Genomic DNA, 22,067 nt, shown 5'->3' on the forward strand with positions numbered 1-22,067 from the left:
GAACGCGGCACGATCGACGGCTTCCGGGACAGCGCCGTCCAGGCCCAGAACCTGGCCGCGCGGACCACCGTGCTCCTCGACTCCCTCGCCGAGGCTCGGCAGAGCTTCGACCGGGTACTGACCGACGGGCGCCGCTTCGCCGCCCAGGCCGCCGCGGCCGCCCGGACCGCGCAGCAGGCCCACCGGGATCTGACCACCACCCCGGATGATCAGCCCGGACAGCACGCCCTGCTGCACCGGACCATGGTCGAGGCGTTCGCCCGGTCCAACTTCGCCGCGGCCGCCGCCCGTGCGGCCCGCAACCGGGCGTCGGAACTCGCCGGAGAGTTCCGGAACGGGCCACTGGCCGGCACACCGGAGACCCTGGCCGCCCGCCTCGGCGACACGCGTTCCGCGGTCGAGAACGCCGTGGATCAGGAGGCCGAGGCCGCCCGGGCTCATGAACGGGCCGCCGGGCGCATCGAGGACGCGAACGACCGGCTGACCGATCGCCACCGGCCGGCCGAGATCGCCGCGGAACCGGAGCCGGAGCCCGCACCGCCGGTGGAGATCCCGGCGGAGGAGATCGGCGTCGCGATCACCACGCGGGACGACGCGGCACTGCCCTCGCCAACCGCGCTCCTCGAGGTCTTCCCGCCGTACCTCCGGGACAGCCACACCCTCGGTATCGCCGAGCAACTGCTCGCCACGAAGAACCTCGCCCTGGATTCCGCGCTGCGGACGTTCAGCATCCGGCTACCCGACGACCTCATCCGCACGGCGCAGAACGACGCCGTCGACGACGTGGACCAGTTCCTCGGCGCCGGGCGCCCCTACCCGGTCGTCGTCGACGGGCAGCCGGGCGAGATGCGGGTGAAGGCCGCCATCAACTGGGACGCGATGACCGTCGACCGGCTCCGCGACACCCCGGGCAAGGCCGGCTCCAAGACCCAGGAGACCGTCGCCCACTCGCTCAAGCACAACCGCGACCGGCGACTCGATCCGAAGGCGACGGTCAGTGCCGCGCCTGGTCTCATGGTCGGGCTGGGCGGTTCGATACCGATCTCACCCAGCGTCGACCATTCCATCGCGCACAAGAGCAGGTACACGTCCACCACCACGGTCAAGGTCGCCGACCTGGCCGAGGTCGAGGCGCCGATCCGGTTCGTGGCCGAACTGACGGTGGCCGGGCAGCCGGTGTCCGGTCCGGTCGAAGCCATCGGAACCGTTTCGCTGGGCGTACCGTCTGCGCTGAAGAAGCCCGCGGCGACCGACCCGGCCGGCGCCGGGACGGTGCTGCACGCACCGGTCCCGGCACAGTTCGGTGTGGAGAGTGTCCGTAGCCGCCCCGGCACGACGGACGAGACGTTCTTCGACCAGGTCGAGGCGATGCTCATCGCGGACGGCATGGGCGATCTGGTCCGGGTCGGCGCGCCCGGCCGCGGGGCGATCCAGCAGTTGTTCAGCGAGGCCAACTTCTCCGGCAACCTGACGAAGATGGTGGTGACCGATCCGGACAACCAGCACGACGGCTGGGTCCGCTCGGGTTCACTGCCGCGAGCCGCCGAGAAGGGCTGGCGGCGCTACTTCCCGGGACGCAGCCAGCAGATCGAGGTCCGCCTCGTCGCCCGGCGCCTCGACGAGGTGGAGAGTGTCGACGAAGCCTCGCACGTCGACACCTCAGCACGGTCCGGGGAGAGCACCGGCACTCACGGCGCCAAGCGTCTCTGGAACGTCTGGGGAATGGTCGGCGGTGGCCTCGACCTCGCCCCGCTCAGCCTGGTCATCGCCCCGCGGGTGTCCGGCAGCAGCGAGCGCGGCTTCACGCAGTCGATCGTCGAGCAGACCGGCGACAAACAGACCGTGAAGGCCACCGCTCCGGCTGTCCGCTACCTGGGTGAGTACGGCGTACAGGTCCGTGTCCTGGGCCGTCGGCCGGCCATGCTGTCCGGCCTGGTCGAGACGTTCCAGTGGACGACCCGGGACCGGGTGCGTGACACCGCCCTCGACCCGCGGGCCCGGGAGCGCGCCGGACGGTGGCACGGCCGCACCGGCCGCGACCGCACCCACTTCGCGCCGTCTCGCATCGAACGGGGCGACTCGTTCAACGGTGCCCACCTCACCCGGCTCGGCGACGACGGCCTCTACGACGTCGTCGCCGACGCGGTTCGTTCCACCCCCGGTACCAGCGGCTTCCGCCTGCCGAGCCCGGACGAGTTGCTGCGGCACTTCGACGATCCGGACTTCGCCGGCGGGCTCAGCCCCGAGGTGCAGGCGGCACTGGCCCGGGACACGGAGACGCGGACCCAGCTCTCCCCCGATCAACTGAGCCATCTGGCGAACCGGATCGTCGGCCCCGGCCTGAAGATCCCGCTCATCCGCAAGGGCACGTTCCTCGACTACACCACCGTCGTCACGATCCAGGGCTCACTGAACGGCCTGTCCGACGGTGACGTGATCGATCGGGGTACCAGCGAGACGGCCGACAAGAAGCGCAGCAAGTCCACCGTCACCGGCGTCACGGACACCACCAGGTCGGTGGAGCTGAGTCTGGAGGCCCGCGTCCTCGGTCCGATCGGCCGGGCCGCCTCCACCCTGCTCGGCGGTCCCCGGGCCGGCGTCTCCTGGGGCGCCACCGACGAGAACGGGCTCACCGGCGGGCAGTCCGCGGAGAGCAGTCACGGACCGGCGCTCGACGAGAAGGGCAAGCCCACCGGGGTGCCGCTCCGTGAGTTCGCCGGCCGCCTCGACATCGCCGTCAGCACTCAGACGTACGTCCGGGCCAACCAGACCGGACGTTCGCTCTCGGTCGGCTCGTACGGCCGGGGCACGCCGGCCGTCATCGGCGGGATGCGGCAGGCACCGCGGACCCGCCGGCTCGACGTCCGCATGCTGGTCCCGGAGAACAAGGTCTCGGTACGCCGTCCGGATCCGCGGCCCAGTCCCGCGGTACGCGATCACGAACGTATCGAGCACCCGCTGCCGATCGCCATGATGACCGGCGGTTACCCGCACGACCTGGACGGCCGCCGGGTGGAGTCGTTCCTCGGCGCCGACCGGTTGCAGGACGCCGTCATCGCGACGCTCGACGAGGCCGGCGACGACGCGATCTACACGTTCGAGGACGGCCGGATCTCCACGGTCGTCGCCGACGAACTGTCACCCGAGCGTCTCACCGGCGACGCCGAGATCTTCAGCCGGCCGCTTACCCTCAGCAACCTGTGGCACGGGCGCCGGGCCGAGGACGCGAGCGCCGACGTCCGGGTACGCCTGACACCGACCCGGCCGACGGTGCTGGAGGAGACCGAGTTCTCCCGGATCAAGCGGACCTTCGCCAGCGGCTCGTCGAGCCGGACCAAACACGGCCGGTCGATCGAACTCAGCGCCTCGGTCTCCGGCACCGCCGTCGCCCGTGGTCCCCGCGCCGATCACGGCGCCAGCACCGGCACACCCGGCGTCGCCGTCACCCTCTCGGTCACGCCGTGGCGCCGTGTCTGGGGCAAGGTCCGGGAGCAGAGCCTCGCCGGTGTCTCGAAGCTGCGCATCACCGGACGCCCCGAACGCGAGCTGCTGGTGCAGGTCGACGTGGAAGCCGAGATCGTCGCCGAGGCCCGGCACGACAGCAACATGCCGCTGCGGCTCTGGCCCGCCTCGCCGACCAGACGCGCCGGCCAGCGTCTCACCCTGCCCGGCGCGGTCATCATGCGGATGACCCCGTCGGAGTTGAAGGCACTGCAGGACCGCGACCGTCTCCGTGACCACCAGACCTCCGACGTGCGCCTGCAACTGCAGCACGCCGAGCGTTCCGAGGCGCTGCGTGCCGATCACCACGAGCAGCGCACCCGTCTCTCCGAGGCGCAGGCCCGGGAATCCGGCACCCTGCTGCGGCGTCAGCGGGCCGAGACCAACAACCTTCAGGGGTACGCCGCACACATCGATGACGATCTCGTCGGCCGGGCGTTCACCGAGCAGTCCACCCGCCACCAGCGCGAACTCGACCGGCTGGCCACCGAGCACACGGAGACCACGCACCGTCTGCACGAGGTCCAGCGGCTGCAGCGTGACGTCCTCACCGAGCACCAGCAGAAGGAACGCGACCTCGTCCGGCACCGGCAGGAACAGCAGAACCGGGACGCTTCCGAGGCCGGCGTTCCGGCGAACGCGGCCCAGCCCCGGTTCCGGCCGGGGCCACAGCGCTCACTCGGCATCGGTGGCGTCGCGACCCACGTCGACCTCAGCGGTCGCATCCCGCGTCTGCGCGGGCGGCTCGCCGACGCGTCGGACGAAGAGCTGGCCCACGCGATCCTCCCCGTCGAACTGGGCCACAGCCCGTACGACAACGTCCGGGGTCTGAGCGTCGGCAGCTTCATCGGTGCCGCCAACCTGCACCTGGGCAGCGCGCTCAACGGTGGGCGTACCGAGACGATCCGGATGGAACGGCGGTTCCGGGGTTCCACCTACCAGGTGACGCTGACCGCGGAGCCGATGCAGGAGCACCGGTTCGCGGGGATCACCCTGGTCGACGAGTTGTCCGTCACCGACCGCAGCACCGTCGGCACCACCGGCACCAGCTCCCGTTCCCGGACCGTGGGTGCGGTGACCGTCAGCGTCCGGGGACAGGGCACCGAGGCCGGCAAAGCCGACGGCGATGCCACGAGAACCACCGGTCAGGGACCGATCAGCACCACCGTCGGCGGCGGTCTGACCGGCACCGCCGCCCTCGGTGAGCGCACCGTCAAACAGACCGATGACACTGAACGCACCTTCGAACAGTCGCTGACGGTCTCCGGGCCGGTGCCGACGTACCGCGGCAAGACTCGTTTCACCCTGACCGTCACCGGTCCGGGCCTGCCGCCCGAGGGTGTGTCCGTCCAGGACATCCACGAGATCACCTCGCTGTCGGCGTCCGAGGGCCGGCCGCTCGCGGAGTCCGACCCGATCACGACGATCCCGGTGGCGCAGACTTCCGCCCCGTCGCGGCGGGTGTGGCGCGAGGCCGAGGGCTTCGACCGCCTGCCCGAGCCGGGACGGTTCGCGGTCGAGGACGTCCTGGTCAAGCTGCCCGACCTGCACGAGGCGGCCGCACAGGCACTGACCGCCTCGGGCGCCGAGATCAACGCGGAGACCCGTGCCGCCATCCGCAACGCCCTGACCGTCACCCAGGCCAAGGCGCTGCCGGCCATGCAGAGCGGCGCCCTGCACCTGCCGATGCCGACCGCACTGGGCCGGGACCTCTACCTCGACGCCCGGCTGGTGGCCAAGCCGAAGACTCTGCGCACCGACGCCACCGTGACGATCGGCGGCTCGGCCGGGCGCAGCCGCAACGCCGGATTCGAGCAGACCGCCGGCCACTCGTTCACCCTGCGGATGAACGGCCCGATGGTCACCTCCGGAACGAACCACCCCGGCGGCGCGAGCAAGGCCGGCGATCGGGAGACCTTCAACTCGGTCTCCGGCACCACCTTCATGGAACAGCAGCTCTACCGCACCGACCCGGCCGACGTGGTCAAGGACGAGGGTAAGACCGAGGCGGCCAAGGCCACCCTGAAGTCCACCGAGCGCACCGACGACGAGAACAAACTGACACACGCCCTGGAGTACGGCGTCGAGTTCCGGTTCATCGCCCAGTCGCAGGACAAGGCCGGCAAGCACCGGTCCGGCACCGAGATCCGTGTCCCGGGCGGCTACGTGATCCGGATGGACGACGCGTCGGCCACCGCCCGGACCGGCCGGGAGGTGCCCGCCGGCCAGCGCGCCTCCGCCCTCGCCGTGGCCGGCGCGGAGAAGAACTGGATCTCGGCGGCGGCGGCACTGGACGGCATCTCGTCGTCCGCCACTCCGGTCGCCGCCGAGCAGGCTTACGAAGACGCCGAGAACGCCTGGTGGGAGGCGTACCGGGCACACGAGGCCGAGGTGGCCCGGCTGGACGATCCGGCCCGGCCCGCCGAGCTGAACCTCGACGACGTGGTGACGATCCCGCTGGTCAACGCGCGGGGTGAACTGGTCGGGACCGGTTTCCCCAGCCGCGACGGCGACACCTCGGCCATGCCCCGGTTCGCCGCCGCGGTCGACGACACCGACCTGGGCACCTACCGCCGGTTCGAGGAGGGTCCCGGCTCGGAGCACACCGACGAGCCGACCCCGTGGACGGGCCGGCCGGTCTATTTCGACGTGCACGGCGACCGGGACGGCTTCGCGGTCCGGCTCAAGGACGGCAGCCAGGTCAGCCTCACCGGAACCCAGTTCGCCCGGCTCGCCGCGCAGACCGCCGCACTGCAGGACGCCCGCAACGGCGCCCGGTCACCGGTCGTCCTGCTCTCCTGCGACGTCGCCGCACTTCAGGAGCAGGGCGGCGCCGCGTTCGACTTCCAGTCCCGGTTGGCGGAGAACCATCGCGGCGAGACGTACGCGTCCACCACCCGGACCTACACCAACCCGGTCGGGCAGGGTCAGGTGCACCTCGCCGTCGGCGACGGGGGCCGTTTCGTCCGGTTCGGTGACGCTCCCGGCAAACGGGTCGGATTCTCGGCCGAGGGACCACGGACCGCCAGGTCGATCGACCCCGCCGAGGACGTCTGGACCGATCGGGCCCGGCCGTCGATCCCACCCGACCCGAGGCTGCCGATCGCCGACAACGTGTCGTTCCACGACGTCATCGTCGATACCCGGCGTAACCGTTACGGCGACACGGTCGGTGTGTTCTTCCCGCTCGACGTGCCGACCGACCGGTTGATGCGCCGGGCCGCCGACTACACCTACAGCGGCATCTACCACGTGCCGAACCCGTACTATCCGGGCACGTTCGACCGGGTGCAGGCGCCATGGGCCGGCTTCACCGTGGCGCCCCGGACCGTGAACGCGGTCAGCTCCGGCTCCGGCTTCTCCGTGATCCGGCTGCGGAGTGGCCGGATGGTGCAGGTCAGTGGGGCCGCCCTGGCCCGGCTGTCGATCGAGGCGGGCCTCTTCGACGGGCCGGACGGCGCCGACGCCGCGATCGTGCTGTGGGGTGGTCTCCAGGGCCTCGACCGCTCCCAGGGCGGCCTCGCCAACGACTTCGCCCAGTACGCATACGCGCAGTCCGGCCACGAGGCGCCGGTGTTCGCACCGGACGCGATGACCGACTTCGCCACCTTCGCCGCTGTGATGCTGCCGCAGGGCGGCTCCTTCCAGCGCTATCGTCCGGCCGCGTTCGACATCGAGATCGAGAGCGTGACCGCGACCAGCGTGGTCTCCGACCCGGCGAGCGACGACACCGTCCTCCCGGAGACCCGGGTCGAACCGACACCGCCGTCGCGGTACCTCAACGACCCGGCCGGGAACCCGGCCGTCTTCTCCACCGTCACCGACCCGCATCTGTCCCGGGAGGTCACCGCGTTCGCCGGTGACCTCCGCGACCCGGGCATGCGGCACATCGTCCTGGAGACGTCGCTGGGAGGCGGCCAGGTCGACCGGCAGATGCTCGGCTCGCCGTGGGGCGCCGACGCGCGGCGCGAGGCCGGCCGGCCGGTCCCGGTGTTCCTGCAGCGGTCGGCGGACGGCACCGGATTCTCGGTCAGCTCGCCGGACGGCACGGCCCGGACGATCGCGCCCCGCGACCTGGCCCGTCACCTCTCCGGCGACCCGGGCTTCCGGTCCCTGGACACCTCCGTCTTCAACCGGCCACTGGTGCTGGTGGTGCTCGGCCCCAACGGCGGGCTCACCGAGGCCGAGGCCGGCCAGATCCTCGAGGGCCAGATCGAGACCGGCGGTTACCGGCGGATCTTCTACCCGCGCGGCAACGACGTGACGGTCCGCGTCGGCGTACGCCCCTCCCACGGCACCGTCCTGACCCTCAGCGAGGGCGCCTTCGTCCTGGCCCGCCCGCCGCAGCTGCGCGACTTCGACGTGGCGGAGATGCCCGGGAACCGTGGTCTGGTCCTGCCGACCGGCCGGCCCGGCGACGTCACCGCCGACGCCACGATCTACACCGGGCCGCGCGGCGGCAAGGACTTCGGCATCGCGGTGAACGGCGACGGCACCCGGGTTTGGGCCAAGCCGCCGCAGGGCCGCCCGGTCGAGTTGACCGGTACCGAGCTCGGCCTGATGCTCGCCGCCCACCCCACGGTCGACCGGATCGTGGCGACCGAGCCGGACACCGGCTTCGTCGTCCTCTCCCCGCGCGCCGGCCGTACCGACCTGCCCGGCAACGTCGGCCGGGACCTGGCCGACGTTCTGCCGATCGACCCGGAGATCCGCGCGGTCTGGGCGGTACCCGGCGACATCCGGTGGCGTGCCGGCGGGCGTCTCGACGTCTCCGGCGACGCACGCCCGGTCCGCATCGCCGGTGGACGCTTCACCGACAACGGCGTGACGACCGACTTCGACGCCCGGCCGTCCTCCTCCGCACCACCGCCGCCGGTGGCCCCGCCGAGCACCACCGGTGCGGCAGCCGCCGTCATCCCGTTCGAGTCCCGCCGGCTCAACGACCGGGACGGCGCCACCGTCGGGTACTCGGCGGTCACCGCCGGACGGCACTTCGAGGTCGCCGCCTTCGCCGCCGATCTGCGGGCCCGGGGGATGAACACCTTCCTGCTCACCGAGGCCGTCGACGGCAGCCCGGACCACCGGCTCGCCGTCGCGCCCTGGGCGGCCGACTCGGACCGCCCGGGCGGCAGGCCGCTCACCGTCTTCGTGGAACGCGCGGCGAACGGCAAGGACTTCCTGGTCCCCGGGGCGGATGGGGTTCCGCGGCAGGTCCGGCCGGCCGGCCTGATGCCGAGCCTGTACCGGGACACCGGGCTCCGGGCGATCGACAGCGCGGAGTGGGCGTCCCCGATCGTGCTGGTCGTGCTCGGCTCACCGGCCGGGATCACCGCCCGGGAGGCCGCCGAGATCAACGACGGCCAGCTCGAGGAGGGCTACCGACCGATCTACGCGCCCATCGGCGACGCGGTGCAGACCTTGCTGGTGCCCTCGGATCACGGCTCCGGCCTGAGCCTGAGCGGCGGCCGGTTCGACCTGCTGGCCGAGCCCCGGCTGCCCGACCTGGACATGCGTCAGCTGCCCGGAGGCCGGGGCATCGCGATGCCACTGCACCGGTACGCTGGTGACCTCGTCCCGCTGGCCATGGTCTCCGGCACCGGCCGCGGTGACGCGCCCTTCGCCATCGCGGTCAACGGTGACGGCAACCGGGTCTGGACGATGACCTTCGGCAACCGCAAGCTGGAGATGACCGGCTCGGCCCTCGGCCGGATCGTGGCACAGCACCCGGCACTGCGCCGCGCCCTCGCCGACGACCCCCGCCTGCGTGTTCTGCTCGCCTCCCCGGACTCGGCCGCGGAGCAGCCCGGCCTGGGACGTGACTTCACCCGGGGACTGGGTCTGGACCCGGCGCGGAACCAGGTCCTCGGCCTGCCCGGGCCGGTCGTCTGGAAAGAGAACGGCCACCTGGACGACGATCCCGGCCTGGCGCCGGTCCCGGTCGACGGCAGCACGGCCGTTCCCACGCCACCCCGGCCCGTCACTCCACCGGTCACTCCGCCGGGCCCGGTCCCCGCGCCGTCCTCCGCGGCCTCGCAGGCCTCACCAGAAGCTTCGCCGGCCTCGTCGGGCGAGATCCTCGCGCCGGTCGAGCTGCGCGACTCCACCGGCCGTGTCTTCGGTGTGAGTTACGCCGAGAGCCGGACCAGCCGGGACCAGGTCGTGGCCTGGGCCGGCAGCCGGCCGGTGGAGGATCTCGGCAAGGTCGAGATCTACGACGCCGCGGCCGGCGACGGCACCCCGTCCCGGCACACGGCCGGCTGGGCGCCGGGCAAGGGCCGCCGGCCGTTCGTCGTCCACTTCGACCAGTCCGACGGTGTCGAGGCGTACGTGCCCACCGAAGGCGGCGGCAGCCGGGCGCTCCGGGCCCGGGACATCATCAAGCTGGTCAACGGCACCGGCCTGCTCGACGTCCGGGGCGCCGGCCCGAACACCTCTCTGGTGCTGCTCTCCGCCTTCCCCGGCTCGCACACCGCACCGGGCAACCTCGGCTACGACCTGATGGCGGCGGCCCAGCGGATCTACGACTACCGGGGTGACCTGTACGCCCCGCAGACCGCCCCGTCGTTCGCCGGCGGCAAGCTCGCGCTGGACTTCGGCGGCGACTTCGCCCATTTCTTCCCGGCACCGGCTGGTCTGGCCCCGGAGTCCCCACTGGTCTCCGACGACGACATCGAGTACATCTCGGCGGATCCCGAGCCCGAGGCCACACCGGAGGTGGACAGCGAGGCGGATCTCCGGGGGAGTCTGGAGATGCTCGACGAGGAGACCGCGTACGACCCGCCGTTGTACACCCCGTCGGACTTCCAGGATCCGTTGCAGGGTAAGCCCCCGACGCCGCCGTCCTCCACGATGATCGAGGCCCGACCGGTCCTCGACCCGCTCGGTGAGGTCTTCGGCATCTCGCTGCTCACCCGTAGCGAAGATCGGGACAAGGTACGCCAGTTCGCCGCCGACACCAGCTACTACGCGCTCGACATGGTGCACTCGACCAAGGACGGCAAGGCGAAGGCCCGGCCTGCGCCGTGGGCCCGGGATTCGAAGCGCGAGGGTGGCCGCCCGTTCTTCGTCTACCTCCGGAACGCGTACCAGAGCCAGGAGATCGAGATCCCCCGCCGGGACGGCACCACCGATCGGATCGACCCGAAGGATCTGGCCCGCGAGCTGGAGAAGAATCCCGACTGGCGAAAGATGGACTCGGGGCCGTTCAACCGGCCGATCGTGCTGGTGATCGTCGGCGCCCTGGGCGCACCGGACCCGAAGCAGGTCGCTGCGGACGTGCTGACCGGCATGATCGCTACCAGCGGTTACCGCAAGGTCTACTACCCGACCGGGCAGGTGTACCTGCCGAAGAACAAGACGGCCAGCTACCTCTTCCTGGACTCCGGCGACTACGAGATGGTCCGCGGACCCGGAGCCGCCGACCTGACCGTCGAGGTGCTGCCCGGCGGGCGCGGTGTCGTGCTGCCGTTGCCCGGTGACGCCGCCGACGTGGCGCCGGCTGTCCGCTCCGCCTCGGCCACGTCACCCGACGGCGCCTTCCTGGTCGGTGTGGCCGGTGACGGCCACCGGATCTGGGCGGCCACCGGGAACGCCGGCCGCCGCGTCGAGATCGACGGCGACGTGTTCGGCAAGACCATCGCCGAGCACCCGGCCGTCCGGTCCGCCCTCACGCAGAAGCCGGCCGGTGGGATCAAGCTCGCCTCGCCGCTGGCCGGCGCCCGCAACGAGTCCGGTTCCACCGGCTACGACTTCGCCACCGCCCTGGGCGTGGACAGCTCCGACGTCCGGATCACCGCGACCGTCGGTGTCCTGCCGGTCGCCGGGCCCTCGCAGCGGATGGCCGAGATCCGGTTCGAGGAGGCCCGGGCTCTGCCCCTGGTCAGCAAGCAGTCCTACACCGGACCGGTCGGCGCGTTCTTCCCGACACCCGACGAATACCACTACATCCTGCCGACCAACGCGGACACCAAGTGGCTGGAGGAGGTGAGTAGCTGGTCCATGGAGCACTGGGCGGACCCGTACGGCTTCGCCTCCAGCGAGAAGACGCCGTGGGGCGGCGCCCTGCCCGCCGTGATCCGCCTCGGCTCGGCCGACAACCAGACCATCTCGCTACGGGACGAGAACAACTCGGAACGCAAGATCACGCTCGCGCCCACCGATGTGGGCCGGCTGGCACTGGCGTCCAAGGCTTTCCTCGACGCGGCCGCTGAGGACAACGGCCACCTGATCACCAGCGCGTCCGCAACCGGCGCGAATCTCCGCGAGATCCTGGTCCTCCTCCCGGCCGGATTCTCCGAGGACAGCGCCGGCCTGGTCGCCGACAGCGTGCGCGACGACCTGCGACGGCATGGCTTCTACCGGACGATCCACACCGCGATCGGCGCGAACATGACCGAACGCGGCCGGCTGACCACGCCGAGCTGGATCCGCACCGACCAACCCACGCCGCTGAACCCGCGCGACGTCGAGATGCGCCCGCTGTACTACGCCGACCGGCAGCTCGCCGGGGTATCCCTGCCCGCGAAGGATACCGACCCCGGCCTCGACCGGCAGTTCGTCTACAACTCCGTCCAGGGCGGCCCGCTGAAATACACGAGCCACATCGGCGAGAGCTCCACCGGGGCACCCGATTACGACTTGCGCCGCAAGGACGAGAAGTGGGACGCGCTCATCCTGACGCACGGCATGAAGGCCGCGTTCTGGATCCAGATGCGCAACGGCCGCAACCCCGACCGGTTCGGCGTGAACGGTGACGTCCTCACCGACCTGCTGAACAACGGCCGGTACCTGGCCAGGTTCACACCGGACAAGTTCCGCGGCTACCTCGGCGTGGTCTGCCACATCGGTAACGAACCCTGGCCGGACGGCCCGGCCTCGGCGTTCGGGCGTCGCCTGCACGAGCTGGGTGACAAGCGCGGCATCACCGCCGGCAGCAACACGGTCTCGATGGGCTTCGTGCACGGCACGCTGGGCGTCGACCACAGCGGCGTCTACACCGCGTTCCCCCCGGCTGGCACCGTCGTGCCCACCGACCCGGCCGGGCCGGGCATCCTGCCGGTGCTCGCGCCCACTCCGGTCACCGGTCCGCGGCCCGACAACCAGAACGCGACCCGGCCGGACCCGGCGCCCGAACTGCCGGCCGTCCGCTGGCGCGACGGCCTCAAGCTCGCCGACCTGCGGGTCAAGGAGTATGTCGACGCCGGCGGCCGAGTGAACGCCTTCGGCTTCCCGATCGGCGACGACATGGCACAGCGTTTCCGGCTCATCTCCCGAGGCGCCGCGGCACCGTCCTACCAGTCCTATCCCGGCGGTCTCGGCGCCGGACAGCCCCGAACGCTCCAGGTGCCGTGGGCCGGCCAGCAACCGCACTTCTCCCTGTTCGTGCCGCCCACCCGGGCCGGTCAGGGCATCCGGGTGATGCACCGCGAGGACGGCGTCATCGAGATCCCCCGCGCGCAACTCGGCCACCTCATGGTCAAGGGCGGGCTGTTCACGATGCCCGGCGTCAACGAGTACACGCCGTTTGTGCTCTGGACCTCCCAGGCCGGCGCCGACCTCGACGCCGGGCCGGTACAGGAGATCGGCGACGCCCTCCGCGCGGCGGGACACAAGGGCCAGGTGTTCGGTCCGTCGACCGCGCTCAAGCTCAGCGAGACCGGTGCGGCGCTCAGCGACAACGGCCGGATCCGCGCGTACGGGGACGCGCCCGGCGACGACGCGATCCAGGGACCGGAGGCGGTCATGATGCCCTCGGTCGAGGCGGACGACACCACCACGGAGCAGGACTACCCGTGGCGCGACGACGCCGCCTACCGCCCCACCCCGGACCCGTCCCCGGAAACCTCACCCGAGCCGACCCCGGTGGCGACGCCGGAGCAGTCCGACGCCGAGGACGACAGCGAAAGCGAAAGCGAGCCCGAACCCCAACCGGTGGCTCAGCCAGCGGCCCAGCCGCCGGTCCCGCCCGTCTACCAGGACGAACCCCCGGCTCAATCGATCAACTACAACCCGCCGCCGCAGCCCGACGCCGACGAAACCGACACCGACGACGAGTCGTCCGACAGCGAGCCCGACAGCGACGACAGCGACGACGAAACCGACGAGCCCGCGGCCCAACCGGTCCATCAGGACGAACCCCCCGCCCAGTCGATCAACTACAACCCGCTGCCCCAGCCCGCCGCCGAGGAGACCGACGACAGCGACGGCAGCGACGGCAGCGACGGCAGCGACGGCAGCGACGACGAGTCGTCCGACAGCGACAGCGACGAGGAAAACGACGACGAGCCCGAAACCCACCCGGCAGCTCAGCCCGCGATCCCACCGTCGGCCCAGCCGCCGGTCCCGCCCGTCTACCAGGACGAACCCCCGGCTCAATCGATCAACTACAACCCGCCGCCGCAGGCCGCCGAGCCGGTGGACACCGCCGCCGAAGACGAGATCATCGTCGTCGAGGAGGAAAGCGACAGCGAGCAGGAGAGCGACAACGAGCCAGAGTCTGAACAACAGCCCGAAACGCCGGCGTACGAGGCCGTCACGCTGACCGATCGGAACGGCCGCACCTTCGGCTTCGGTATGCCGTACGGCTCGCGCACCACCGCGCAGATCGAGACCGAGATTCCGCAGATCAACAGCGGACGGCACCAGAAGTACGCCCGGATCGACCGGCACGGCCAGATGGACGGCACCAGGGTCACCCCGTGGGGTGGCCGGGACATGGCGAAGCCGTTCTGGGTCGACACCCGCAACCTGCTCCGGGACAGCGATCCCGATCTGGACGTGGTCGCCAACGCGGCGAGCGGTACCAAGGTGGCCGACATCCTGATCGACACCGTCCCGCAGTTGGCCGGAAGTGATCAGCGCAAGCCGATGGTTCTGCTGGTCGGGGACATGGGTCACCGGGATGACGAACCCACCGCTCCGGCCCGGCGGTTCATCCGGCGCCTGCGGGAACTCGGTTATCTCGGAACGGTCTACGGCCCGACCGGTGGCCTGCGGTTCAAGCCGGATTCCCGGTACCCGGAGAACTGGCTGCGCGTCCAGGACGGCAAGTTCGTGCGTCTGTCCAAGGAGCCGGCGCCGCCGCGTGGGTCAGGAAGGTAGGGAAGCGTGAAGGACGGGCAAGGCCGGGCCGCGAGCGAGCGGTCCGGCGTCGCTGATGTGATCGAATACTTTCCGACGTGTCCGGGCCGGAGGTGAGGGGAACGATGGCCGATCTCGACGGCGAGTTCTCCGCCACGCCCGATCCGCCCGGTCCCGCGCTGCTGGATCTCACGCGGGCGCGGAGCATCGCGCGCTCGCCATGCTGCTGGCGCGCGCCGGAGAAGGAGAATCATGGCTGACCGGCCGGACGAGACGTATTTCCTGCTGATGGACCCGGAATGGCAGCGCCGGGAGGGCGACGAGACACCGCCGATGCGGTCCGTGGTCGGTCTGTGGCCGATCGCCGCGGACGGCTCGATGGGCCGGTTCCGCAGCAACCCGGAATACGTGCCGCTGCGCCCGGAGTCGCCGACCGACCCGATCGACGCGCTGCTGCGCCTGGCGATGCGCGGCGACGCCCGGATGGAACAGGTGCAGTTGGTCCTGCGGGACACCCTGCTCGACCTGGCGATGAACGGCGACGGCCGCCCGCTGATCGTCCGTTCCCCCGACGACGTGCCGTGTGTCGTCGTCGCCACCTCGGGACTGCATCAGGCTCGCACGTTCGCCCCGGAGTGGCACCGGATCGAGCTGGAGACGCTTGTCGAGCGGCTCGCCGACGGCATCGACGTCATGATCAATCCGAACGGCCCGGCCGCGGTCCGCCTCACCGGCGACTTCCTGCGGCACACCGCGCGCCTCAGCGACGAGGAGGTCACCGAGTTGCACGCGGCGTTCCGCGACGAGGAGGGCGTGGCCGTCGTCCCGTGGGAGATGGGCGCACGATGACCACCGAGAACTACTTCCTGCTGATGGATCCGGACTGGGCGCCGGCTGAGGCGGAGACGGTCCCGGACTTCGACGCGGTGATCGGGGTGTGGCCGCTGGCCGGGGACGGCTCCGTCGGGTCGTTCCTCGGTAACCCGGACTATCGGCCGCGCGACCTGAACGCGGTCGCCGACCCGCTCGACGCGATGTTCCGGCTGGCCGGCCGGGCCGAGGTGCGGGCCGAGCAGATCCAGTTGATCCTGCGGGACTCGCTCTTCGAGGTGGCGCTCAACGGCGACGGCCGCCCGCTGATCATGCGGTCGCCGGACGACGTCCCGTGCGTGGTGATCGCCACCAGCGGCCCCCGTAGGGAGCAGGCGACCGCGCCGCAGTGGCGGCGGATCGATCTCACCGAGCTGGTGTCACTGCTGCCGGACCGGGTGGACGTGCTGTTCAACCCGGGCAGCCCGGTGCCGTTCCGGCTGATCGGCGACTTCATCCGGGAGTCCCTGCTGATGAGCGACGAACAGATCGTCGAGGCGTACGAGGTGATCCGCGAGTCGCTGGGCGACCGTCGCCTGGAGGTCGTGCCGTGGCAGCTGTGAACGACGACTTCCTGCTGCTTGTCGATCCGGAGTGGGAGAGCGACGACGAGGAGCCGCCGTTCGAGGCGGTCATCGGGATGTGGCCGGTCGAGCCGGACGGCACGATGGGCCGGTTCCGCAGCAACCCGGAGTACTTCCCTCGCTTCGAGGAGTCCCCGTCCGATCCGATCGACGCGTTGTTGCGGCTCGCGCTGTCGGGTGAGACGGAGATGGCGCAGCTCCGGACGGTCCTGCGTGACTCGACGTTCGAGCTGGCGATGAACGGTGACGGCAATCCGCTGGTGGACCGCTCTCCCGACGACGTCCGCTGTGTGATCGTCGCGACCAGCGCACCGCACCGGCAGCGGGTGGCGGCGCCGGAGTGGCGGCTGACCGACCTCGATCAGCTTCTGGCCGTCACCGCCGCGGAGGGTTACGACGCACTGTTCAACCCGGGCGGGCCGGCTCCGGTCCGCTTGGCCGTGGACTTCCTGCGGGAGGCGGCCGGATGAGCGCCGGTGTCCTGCACCTGCTCTGCCTGCGAGCCGCCGGCCGGATCCCCGACGGCGAACTCGCCGAGCTGCGCACGCTGATCATCGACGGTGACGAAGCCACCTGCGCCGCCCGTCTCCTCGGGGCGTTCCCGCAGGCCGGCGAGGAGATCACCGCCCTGGCCGGGTTGCTGCCGCCGGGCACGCCGCTGCCCGCTCCGGCCGCCGACGACGACCTGGACACCGCTCCGGTGACGCCGTTCATCCCGTTTCCGCCGGCTGACCTGCCGTACTACCGGGTGTCCTCCCCGCCGGTCGTCGACGAGACCGCGGGCGGTGTGGTCGACGACCTCGATCAGGCCCTGCTCGAGGTGCTGGACCTCCGGCGTACGACCGGGGTGTGGCGATCCTGGCGGCTCGACCTCGGGCCCGGCGACGAGGCGAGCGCGGTCCGGGTCTACCTGGTCGAGACGATGGAGTCCTTCGACGAGCTTCCGGCGGTCGCCGTCCAGGGGCAGCGGGCGCTCGCGGCGGCCGGTCACGCCGCGCTGGTCGAGGTCTTCCAGCCCGGTCTTCCGCTGCCGGCCTATCAGTGGGCGGCCCGGTCCCGGTCCGCGCTGATCTGGGCGCCCTGGCCGCCCGGTGAGGTGCGGCTGGCCGCCGACGGTACCGCCTCGGCCCCGGTGGACGACGACGAGATCCTGCCGTTCGTCACCTACCTGCGGTCGGCGCCGGCTGTCCTGTCCGGCCTGCACACCGACGGTGAGTGGGTCTGGCCGGCGACGGTGGCCGACCGGTTGCTCGCGGAAGCCGCGCTGGCCGACCCCGGCCTGCTGAACCACCTGCGGTCTCGCGTCGGTGAACCACACGCTCCGGCGGATGCGGTCGCCGTTCACCGGGCGCTGGCGTCTCTGGTGCGCGCCGGAGCGATGCCCTGATGTCCGCGGACGATCGTGTTCTTCCGCGCCTGCACCTGCTGCTGCTCCGGGTGGCGGGCCGGGCCCCGGACGACGTCGTCTGCCTGTTGCGGGCCCGACTCGCGGAGGGCCGGCTGTCCGAGGTGGCCCGCTCGCTGCTGGGCGTGGTACTCGCGGAGCGGATCCCGATCCGGCCCGAGGACGCCGGGCTGCTCGCCCGGATGCTGCCCGGTGTCCCGGAGATCACCCTGCTCGCGGGTGCCCCGACCGCGACCGGGGAACCGGGCCTGGATCACACGTTCACGCCCGTCCTCGCTCCCGCCGCCACACCACCCCTCGTCCTGGATCTGAGCTCCGGCGAACGGTTACCGGCCATCGCGGACCGGGCCGCGCTGAAAGCCCTGGACCAGGTCGGCCGTCCCCTCGGTCTGTGGCGGTCCTGGCGTTCCACCCGCGGGGCGGATCCCACCCCGATCTACCTGCTGCAGGCTGGTTCCGACCTCGCGAGCCTGCCCGGCCTGGCCGACTGGATGCAGGGTGAGCTGGCCCGGGCCGGTGTCACCGCCCCGCAGGCCGAGGTCTGGGGTGCGGGCATCGACCTGCCGCCGTACCAGCGTCTGGCCTTGGGCCGGTCCGCACTGCTCTGGGCCGCTGAGCCGGCACAGCCGGTGACCGTCGCGCGGGTCTTCGACTCCTGGGACCCGGTCCTCGGCGGCCGGTTCGACGCCGGCCACCCTCTGCTCTCCTCCGGCGACGAGCGGACCCGGGTGCTGGACTATCTGCGGCGGGGGCGGGTGCTGATGGCCACCGCCGTCACCGAGCCGGACGTGTTCGATCCCGGCTCCGGGGGCGTGATCCCGATGACGTTCCGCACCGACGGTATCTGGATCTGGACGGACGCGGTCGCTCACTACCTGAGTTCCTACGCGCTCAGCCCGGACCAGGATCTCCTCGCCCACATCCGGAGACGCGACCATGTCTTCGCCGAGCCGTCCGCGGTCGCCGAGCACCGCGCCCTGGTCGAGCTGACCGCGCCCGCGGCCGGATGACCGGGGTACGAACGGACCCGCTTGCGGTCCGTTGGGGCACGGCAGCCGTCCCGGTTCCGCGCCGTCCCGCACCGGCGTGGTCGAATTCCGGGATGACCGACCAGGACCAGTTCCACACCGCTTTGCTGAACCTCGGCGGCCGGGTCCCCGACGCGATGCTCGCCGAGGCACGGCTCCGGCTGGCCGACACCGGCACGGTGCCGCTTCCCGAGCCGGAGAGCACTGTCGAACTGGCGTTCACCTTCGCCGCGTCCCAGCCCGGCGGCAAACGTGCGTTCAGCGGCCAGGCCCCGCCGCTGACCGACATGGCCGGCCGGGTGGGTCTGATGGACGGGCCCGACCAGGCCGCGGTGCGGGCCGCCGAGCAACAGCCCGGGGCGGTCGCCCTGTGGCGGAGCTGGCGGATCGCTCCGGAGTGGGCGGCGTCGGTGATCCCGCCCGCCCCGGTCTACGTCGTCGAGACCACCGGGCCACTGGCCGGGACGGCGGCCGCGATCATGCGCACTCTGGCCGCGATCGGGATCACGGCACCCCTGGTCGAGGTGTACCCCACCGGGGGCAAGCTCGCGCCGTACACGGCCGCGGCCCGCAACTCCAGTGCCCTGCTCTGGGTGGACCGGGACACCGAACCACTCCGGATCGCCCGGGTCTTCGACGTGGTCGACGACGCCGGCGCCCGGTTCGGCCCCGAGCACGAGCGGCTGTCGGGCGACGACCTGGCGCAGGTGGCGGCCTACCTGGACGCGGGTTCTCCGGTGCTGGCCACCACCTCCCGGATGACCGACGTGGTCGAGCCGGGCCGTGGCCAGGTCGTCCCGGCGACCTACCGTACCGACGGGCGCTGGCTCTGGCCCGAGTCCGTCGCCTACTACCTGCGGGAGTACGGCCTGGCACCGCAGCCGGAGTTCACCGGGCACATCCGGTCGTGCGGCCGGCTGCTCCCGGTGACCGATCCCGCCGATGAGCACCGCGCGCTGGCTGTGCTGTTCCAGTCGCACGCCGTGGTCCCGGCGCCGTGACGATCTTCGTGGCGATCGCGTCGTACCGCGACCGGGAACTGGTCCCGACGGTTCTGGACTGTGTCGCCAAGGCGGCCCGGCCGGACGAGCTCCGCATCGCGATCTGCTGGCAGCACCTCGGTGACGAGGACATCTCCGCGATCCGGGACCTGCCCCAGGTCGACGTCTACGAGTACGACGCCCGGGAGAGCCGGGGCGCCTGCTGGGCCAGGGACAAGACGTTCCAGCAGTATCGCGGCGAGGACTGGCTGCTCCAGGTGGACAGCCACACCCGCTTCGCCCCGGACTGGGATGTCCGGATGATCCGGATGGCTGCCGAGACCGGCGTGGAGAAGCCCATCCTGACCGCGTACCCGGCGAGTTACGAACCGGACCAGGAGTTCACCGGTGAGGGGCAACCGGCCGAGATCCTCGTCAACGACTGGACGACGTTCGGCATCCCGATGTTCGGTCAACGGCTCATCGAGGGTGCCGCGCCGGGTGTCCCGCCGAAACCCGCGAATTTCCTGGCCGCCGGTTTCCTCTTCGCTCCGGGCTCGTTCGCCACCGAGGTCCCCTACGACCCGGACATCTACTTCCACGGTGAGGAGATCACCCTCGCTCTGCGGGCTTTCACCTGGGGCTACGACCTGTTCCACCCCACCGAGGTGCTGACCTGGCACTACTACATCCGCGAGGACAAGCCCCGGCACTGGAGCGACCACGCCGCCGAGGACTGGGCCCGGCTCGAGGAACTGAGCCGCCGCCGGGTGCTCTACATGCTGCACAGCCCGCCCGTCGAGCGGCTCGGCATCGGCACGGTTCGCACTTTGCGGCAGTTCATCGAGCATTCCGGGTGCAACTTCGTCCGGCGCTCGTGGACCGACACTCTCGCCCAGGAGTTGGTGCTGCTGTAGCCGCCGGGTCCGGTCAGCCCTTCTTGGCCTTGGTCGTGACGGTGGTGACGATCTGGCCGGCGCCGTCCCGCCGCACCATGCAGGTCAGCAGAACCTTGCCCGGCTTCGCCTTCTTCTTCCCGGTGGCGACGGTGAAACGTCCGGTTCCGTCGACGTCGAACCCGCCGTCGACGGCTTTCGGCTCGCCGACCTCGACCCCGGTCAGCAGGTTCGACTTGATCCGGCGGTCGGCGATCAGCGCGGCCTGCAGGCCGCGGTTCACCTCGTTGGTCAGGGCGTCCTCGCAGCGGGCGGCGGCCTCCGCCGTGGTGAGTTCCGGGACGACCGACATCCCGGAGGCCATCAGGAACAACCGCACCCCCAGCACCGAGACACCGGCGAGCACCAGCCCGGTGACGGCGGTCCAGAGCGCGACCCGGAACAACCGGCGGTTCCGCGGATTCGTCTCCGGCGGGTGCTCAGCGGACCGTGGGGCCCCGCCGAACAGGTTCGGCGCGATGGCCGGCAGACCGTAGTTCCCCGGTTGCGCCGCGGGGTGCGACAGCGGCGGCGCGACGAAGGCGGGCCGCTCCGGCTCCTGGCCCGACGAGAACGACGGCGCGACGAAGCCGTGCTGATCCGGCTGTCCCGTCGGCGACAGCGCGGACGACAACGCGGGCGCGACGAAACCCGGGCGCTCCCCGGCCCCGGCTGAGGCGAGGGACCGCGGCACGTGGTCCGGACGATCCGGGCCACCGGCCGTCGCTTGGGACCGCGGCACGAACGGCGGTCCACCCGGGTCTCCCGCCGTCGACAGGGACCGCGGCGCGAAGGCCGGATGGCGCGGCGCGGCCGAAGCCTGCGGGGCACCACCCGGCGTGTACGGAACGGTCACGACGACTCCTCGGTCCGGCAGGCCCGGCGCGGCCCGTCTGGCGATAGTTCGGCCACGAAACCTGAGGGCTGAGGAGCAGAATCGTGAGGATCTACGCGCGGCCGCCGGAGACCGAGACCTGGCGGCGGGCCAGATCCGTCAGGATCTCGCTGGTGGACGACGTGCCGAAACGGGTCACGCCGACCCCGGCCATCGCGATCATCGAGTCCAGCGTGCGCACGCCGCCGGATGCCTTGACCTGGACCTTCGGCGAAACGGCCGAGCGCATCAGCGCGAGGTCGTCGATGGTGGCGCCCTTCGGGGCGAAGCCGGTGGAGGTCTTCACGAACGCCGCGCCGGCCCGCTCGGAGGCCCAGCAGGCGGCGAGTTTCTGCTCGTCGGTGAGGTACGCCGTCTCCAGGATGACCTTCACGTGGGCGGCACCGGCGGCCTTCACGATCATGCCGATCTCGTGCTCGACGGCGGCGATGTCGCCGGAGCGCAGCCAGCCGATGTTGAGAACCATGTCGATCTCGGTGGCGCCCTGGTGCACGGCCAGCTCGGTCTCGGCGATCTTGATGGCGGTCGCGGTGTCACCGTGCGGGAAACCGATCACCGTGCCGACCGCGACGTTCGTGCCGCGCAGCAGATCCACGGCGACCGAGACGTCACTGGGCCGGACGCAGACCGAGGCGACGTCGTACTTCTTGGCGATCGCGCAACCCTCGCGCACGTCCTCGAGGGTGAACTCGGGCCGGAGGATGGAGTGATCGATCATCTTGGCGATCTGCGGCACGGTGAGGTTCATGAGATCGGACATTAGCTGTCTAGACAGGTAGCTGTCTAGACA

11 protein-coding genes (1 of these 11 running past the window's edge) are annotated in these 22,067 nt (G+C 71.5%); 9 read left to right on the top strand and 2 right to left on the bottom strand.

Annotation, left to right across the window (positions count from 1 at the left end; genetic code table 11):
• The 9 genes from BLU81_RS22410 to BLU81_RS22445 form a co-directional block, all read left to right on the top strand.
• On the top strand, positions 1-14,601 hold the 3' end of the coding sequence (locus tag BLU81_RS22410) for a hypothetical protein (RefSeq protein WP_157751736.1). 16,752 nt of this gene lie to the left of the window's left edge; the window shows 14,601 of its 31,353 coding nt (coding positions 16,753-31,353); the start codon falls outside the window, past its left edge; it ends in the stop codon at positions 14,599-14,601.
• 104 nt (positions 14,602-14,705) lie between these two features.
• A complete protein-coding gene (locus BLU81_RS51605) occupies positions 14,706-14,840 on the top strand; it encodes a hypothetical protein (protein ID WP_269461085.1) in 135 nt (44 codons plus the stop codon).
• Positions 14,833-15,429: a type VII secretion system-associated protein gene (locus BLU81_RS22415; protein WP_092546464.1), complete on the top strand. Its 597-nt coding sequence runs from the start codon at positions 14,833-14,835 to the stop codon at positions 15,427-15,429. Before BLU81_RS51605 ends, BLU81_RS22415 begins: the two co-directional genes overlap by 8 nt.
• The gene (locus tag BLU81_RS22420) at positions 15,426-16,013 is read left to right on the top strand and encodes a type VII secretion system-associated protein (RefSeq protein WP_157751737.1); all 588 of its coding nucleotides are present in this window, start codon (positions 15,426-15,428) and stop codon (positions 16,011-16,013) included. The genes BLU81_RS22415 and BLU81_RS22420 overlap by 4 nt, the downstream gene beginning before the upstream one ends.
• On the top strand, positions 16,001-16,504 hold the full coding sequence (locus BLU81_RS22425) for a type VII secretion system-associated protein (RefSeq protein WP_172890602.1): 504 nt from the start codon (positions 16,001-16,003) through the stop codon (positions 16,502-16,504). The genes BLU81_RS22420 and BLU81_RS22425 overlap by 13 nt, the downstream gene beginning before the upstream one ends.
• The gene (locus tag BLU81_RS22430) at positions 16,501-17,421 is read left to right on the top strand and encodes a hypothetical protein (protein WP_092546466.1); all 921 of its coding nucleotides are present in this window, start codon (positions 16,501-16,503) and stop codon (positions 17,419-17,421) included. The genes BLU81_RS22425 and BLU81_RS22430 overlap by 4 nt, the downstream gene beginning before the upstream one ends.
• Positions 17,421-18,449 carry a hypothetical protein gene (locus BLU81_RS22435; RefSeq protein ID WP_092546467.1) on the top strand — a complete coding sequence of 343 codons (1,029 nt, stop codon included), beginning with the start codon at positions 17,421-17,423 and terminating at the stop codon, positions 18,447-18,449. Before BLU81_RS22430 ends, BLU81_RS22435 begins: the two co-directional genes overlap by 1 nt.
• Before the next feature lie 92 nt (positions 18,450-18,541).
• Entirely contained in the window at positions 18,542-19,468 is a 927-nt protein-coding gene (locus BLU81_RS22440) for a hypothetical protein (protein WP_092546468.1), read from the top strand.
• A complete protein-coding gene (locus BLU81_RS22445) occupies positions 19,465-20,364 on the top strand; it encodes a GlcNAc-transferase family protein (protein ID WP_092546469.1) in 900 nt (299 codons plus the stop codon). Before BLU81_RS22440 ends, BLU81_RS22445 begins: the two co-directional genes overlap by 4 nt.
• Before the next feature lie 13 nt (positions 20,365-20,377).
• Here BLU81_RS22445 and BLU81_RS22450 read toward each other — a convergent pair whose 3' ends face one another.
• Positions 20,378-21,238, bottom strand: coding sequence for a hypothetical protein (locus tag BLU81_RS22450; RefSeq protein WP_092546470.1), 861 nt, complete (start codon positions 21,236-21,238; stop codon positions 20,378-20,380).
• A gap of 91 nt (positions 21,239-21,329) precedes the next feature.
• Entirely contained in the window at positions 21,330-22,025 is a 696-nt protein-coding gene (gene deoC / locus BLU81_RS22455; RefSeq protein WP_092546471.1) for a deoxyribose-phosphate aldolase, read from the bottom strand.
• Between the last annotated feature and the right edge of the window lie 42 nt (positions 22,026-22,067).

Source organism: Actinoplanes derwentensis (assembly GCF_900104725.1).
Classification (GTDB): Bacteria; Actinomycetota; Actinomycetes; order Mycobacteriales; family Micromonosporaceae; genus Actinoplanes; species Actinoplanes derwentensis.

Coding starts and splice junctions, on each gene's coding strand:
- BLU81_RS51605 (WP_269461085.1), top strand. CDS start 14,706: ATGGCCGATCTCGACGGCGAGTTCTCCGCCACGCCCGATCCGCCCGGT.
- BLU81_RS22415 (WP_092546464.1), top strand. CDS start 14,833: ATGGCTGACCGGCCGGACGAGACGTATTTCCTGCTGATGGACCCGGAA.
- BLU81_RS22420 (WP_157751737.1), top strand. CDS start 15,426: ATGACCACCGAGAACTACTTCCTGCTGATGGATCCGGACTGGGCGCCG.
- BLU81_RS22430 (WP_092546466.1), top strand. CDS start 16,501: ATGAGCGCCGGTGTCCTGCACCTGCTCTGCCTGCGAGCCGCCGGCCGG.
- BLU81_RS22435 (WP_092546467.1), top strand. CDS start 17,421: ATGTCCGCGGACGATCGTGTTCTTCCGCGCCTGCACCTGCTGCTGCTC.
- BLU81_RS22440 (WP_092546468.1), top strand. CDS start 18,542: ATGACCGACCAGGACCAGTTCCACACCGCTTTGCTGAACCTCGGCGGC.
- deoC (WP_092546471.1), bottom strand. CDS start 22,025: ATGAACCTCACCGTGCCGCAGATCGCCAAGATGATCGATCACTCCATC.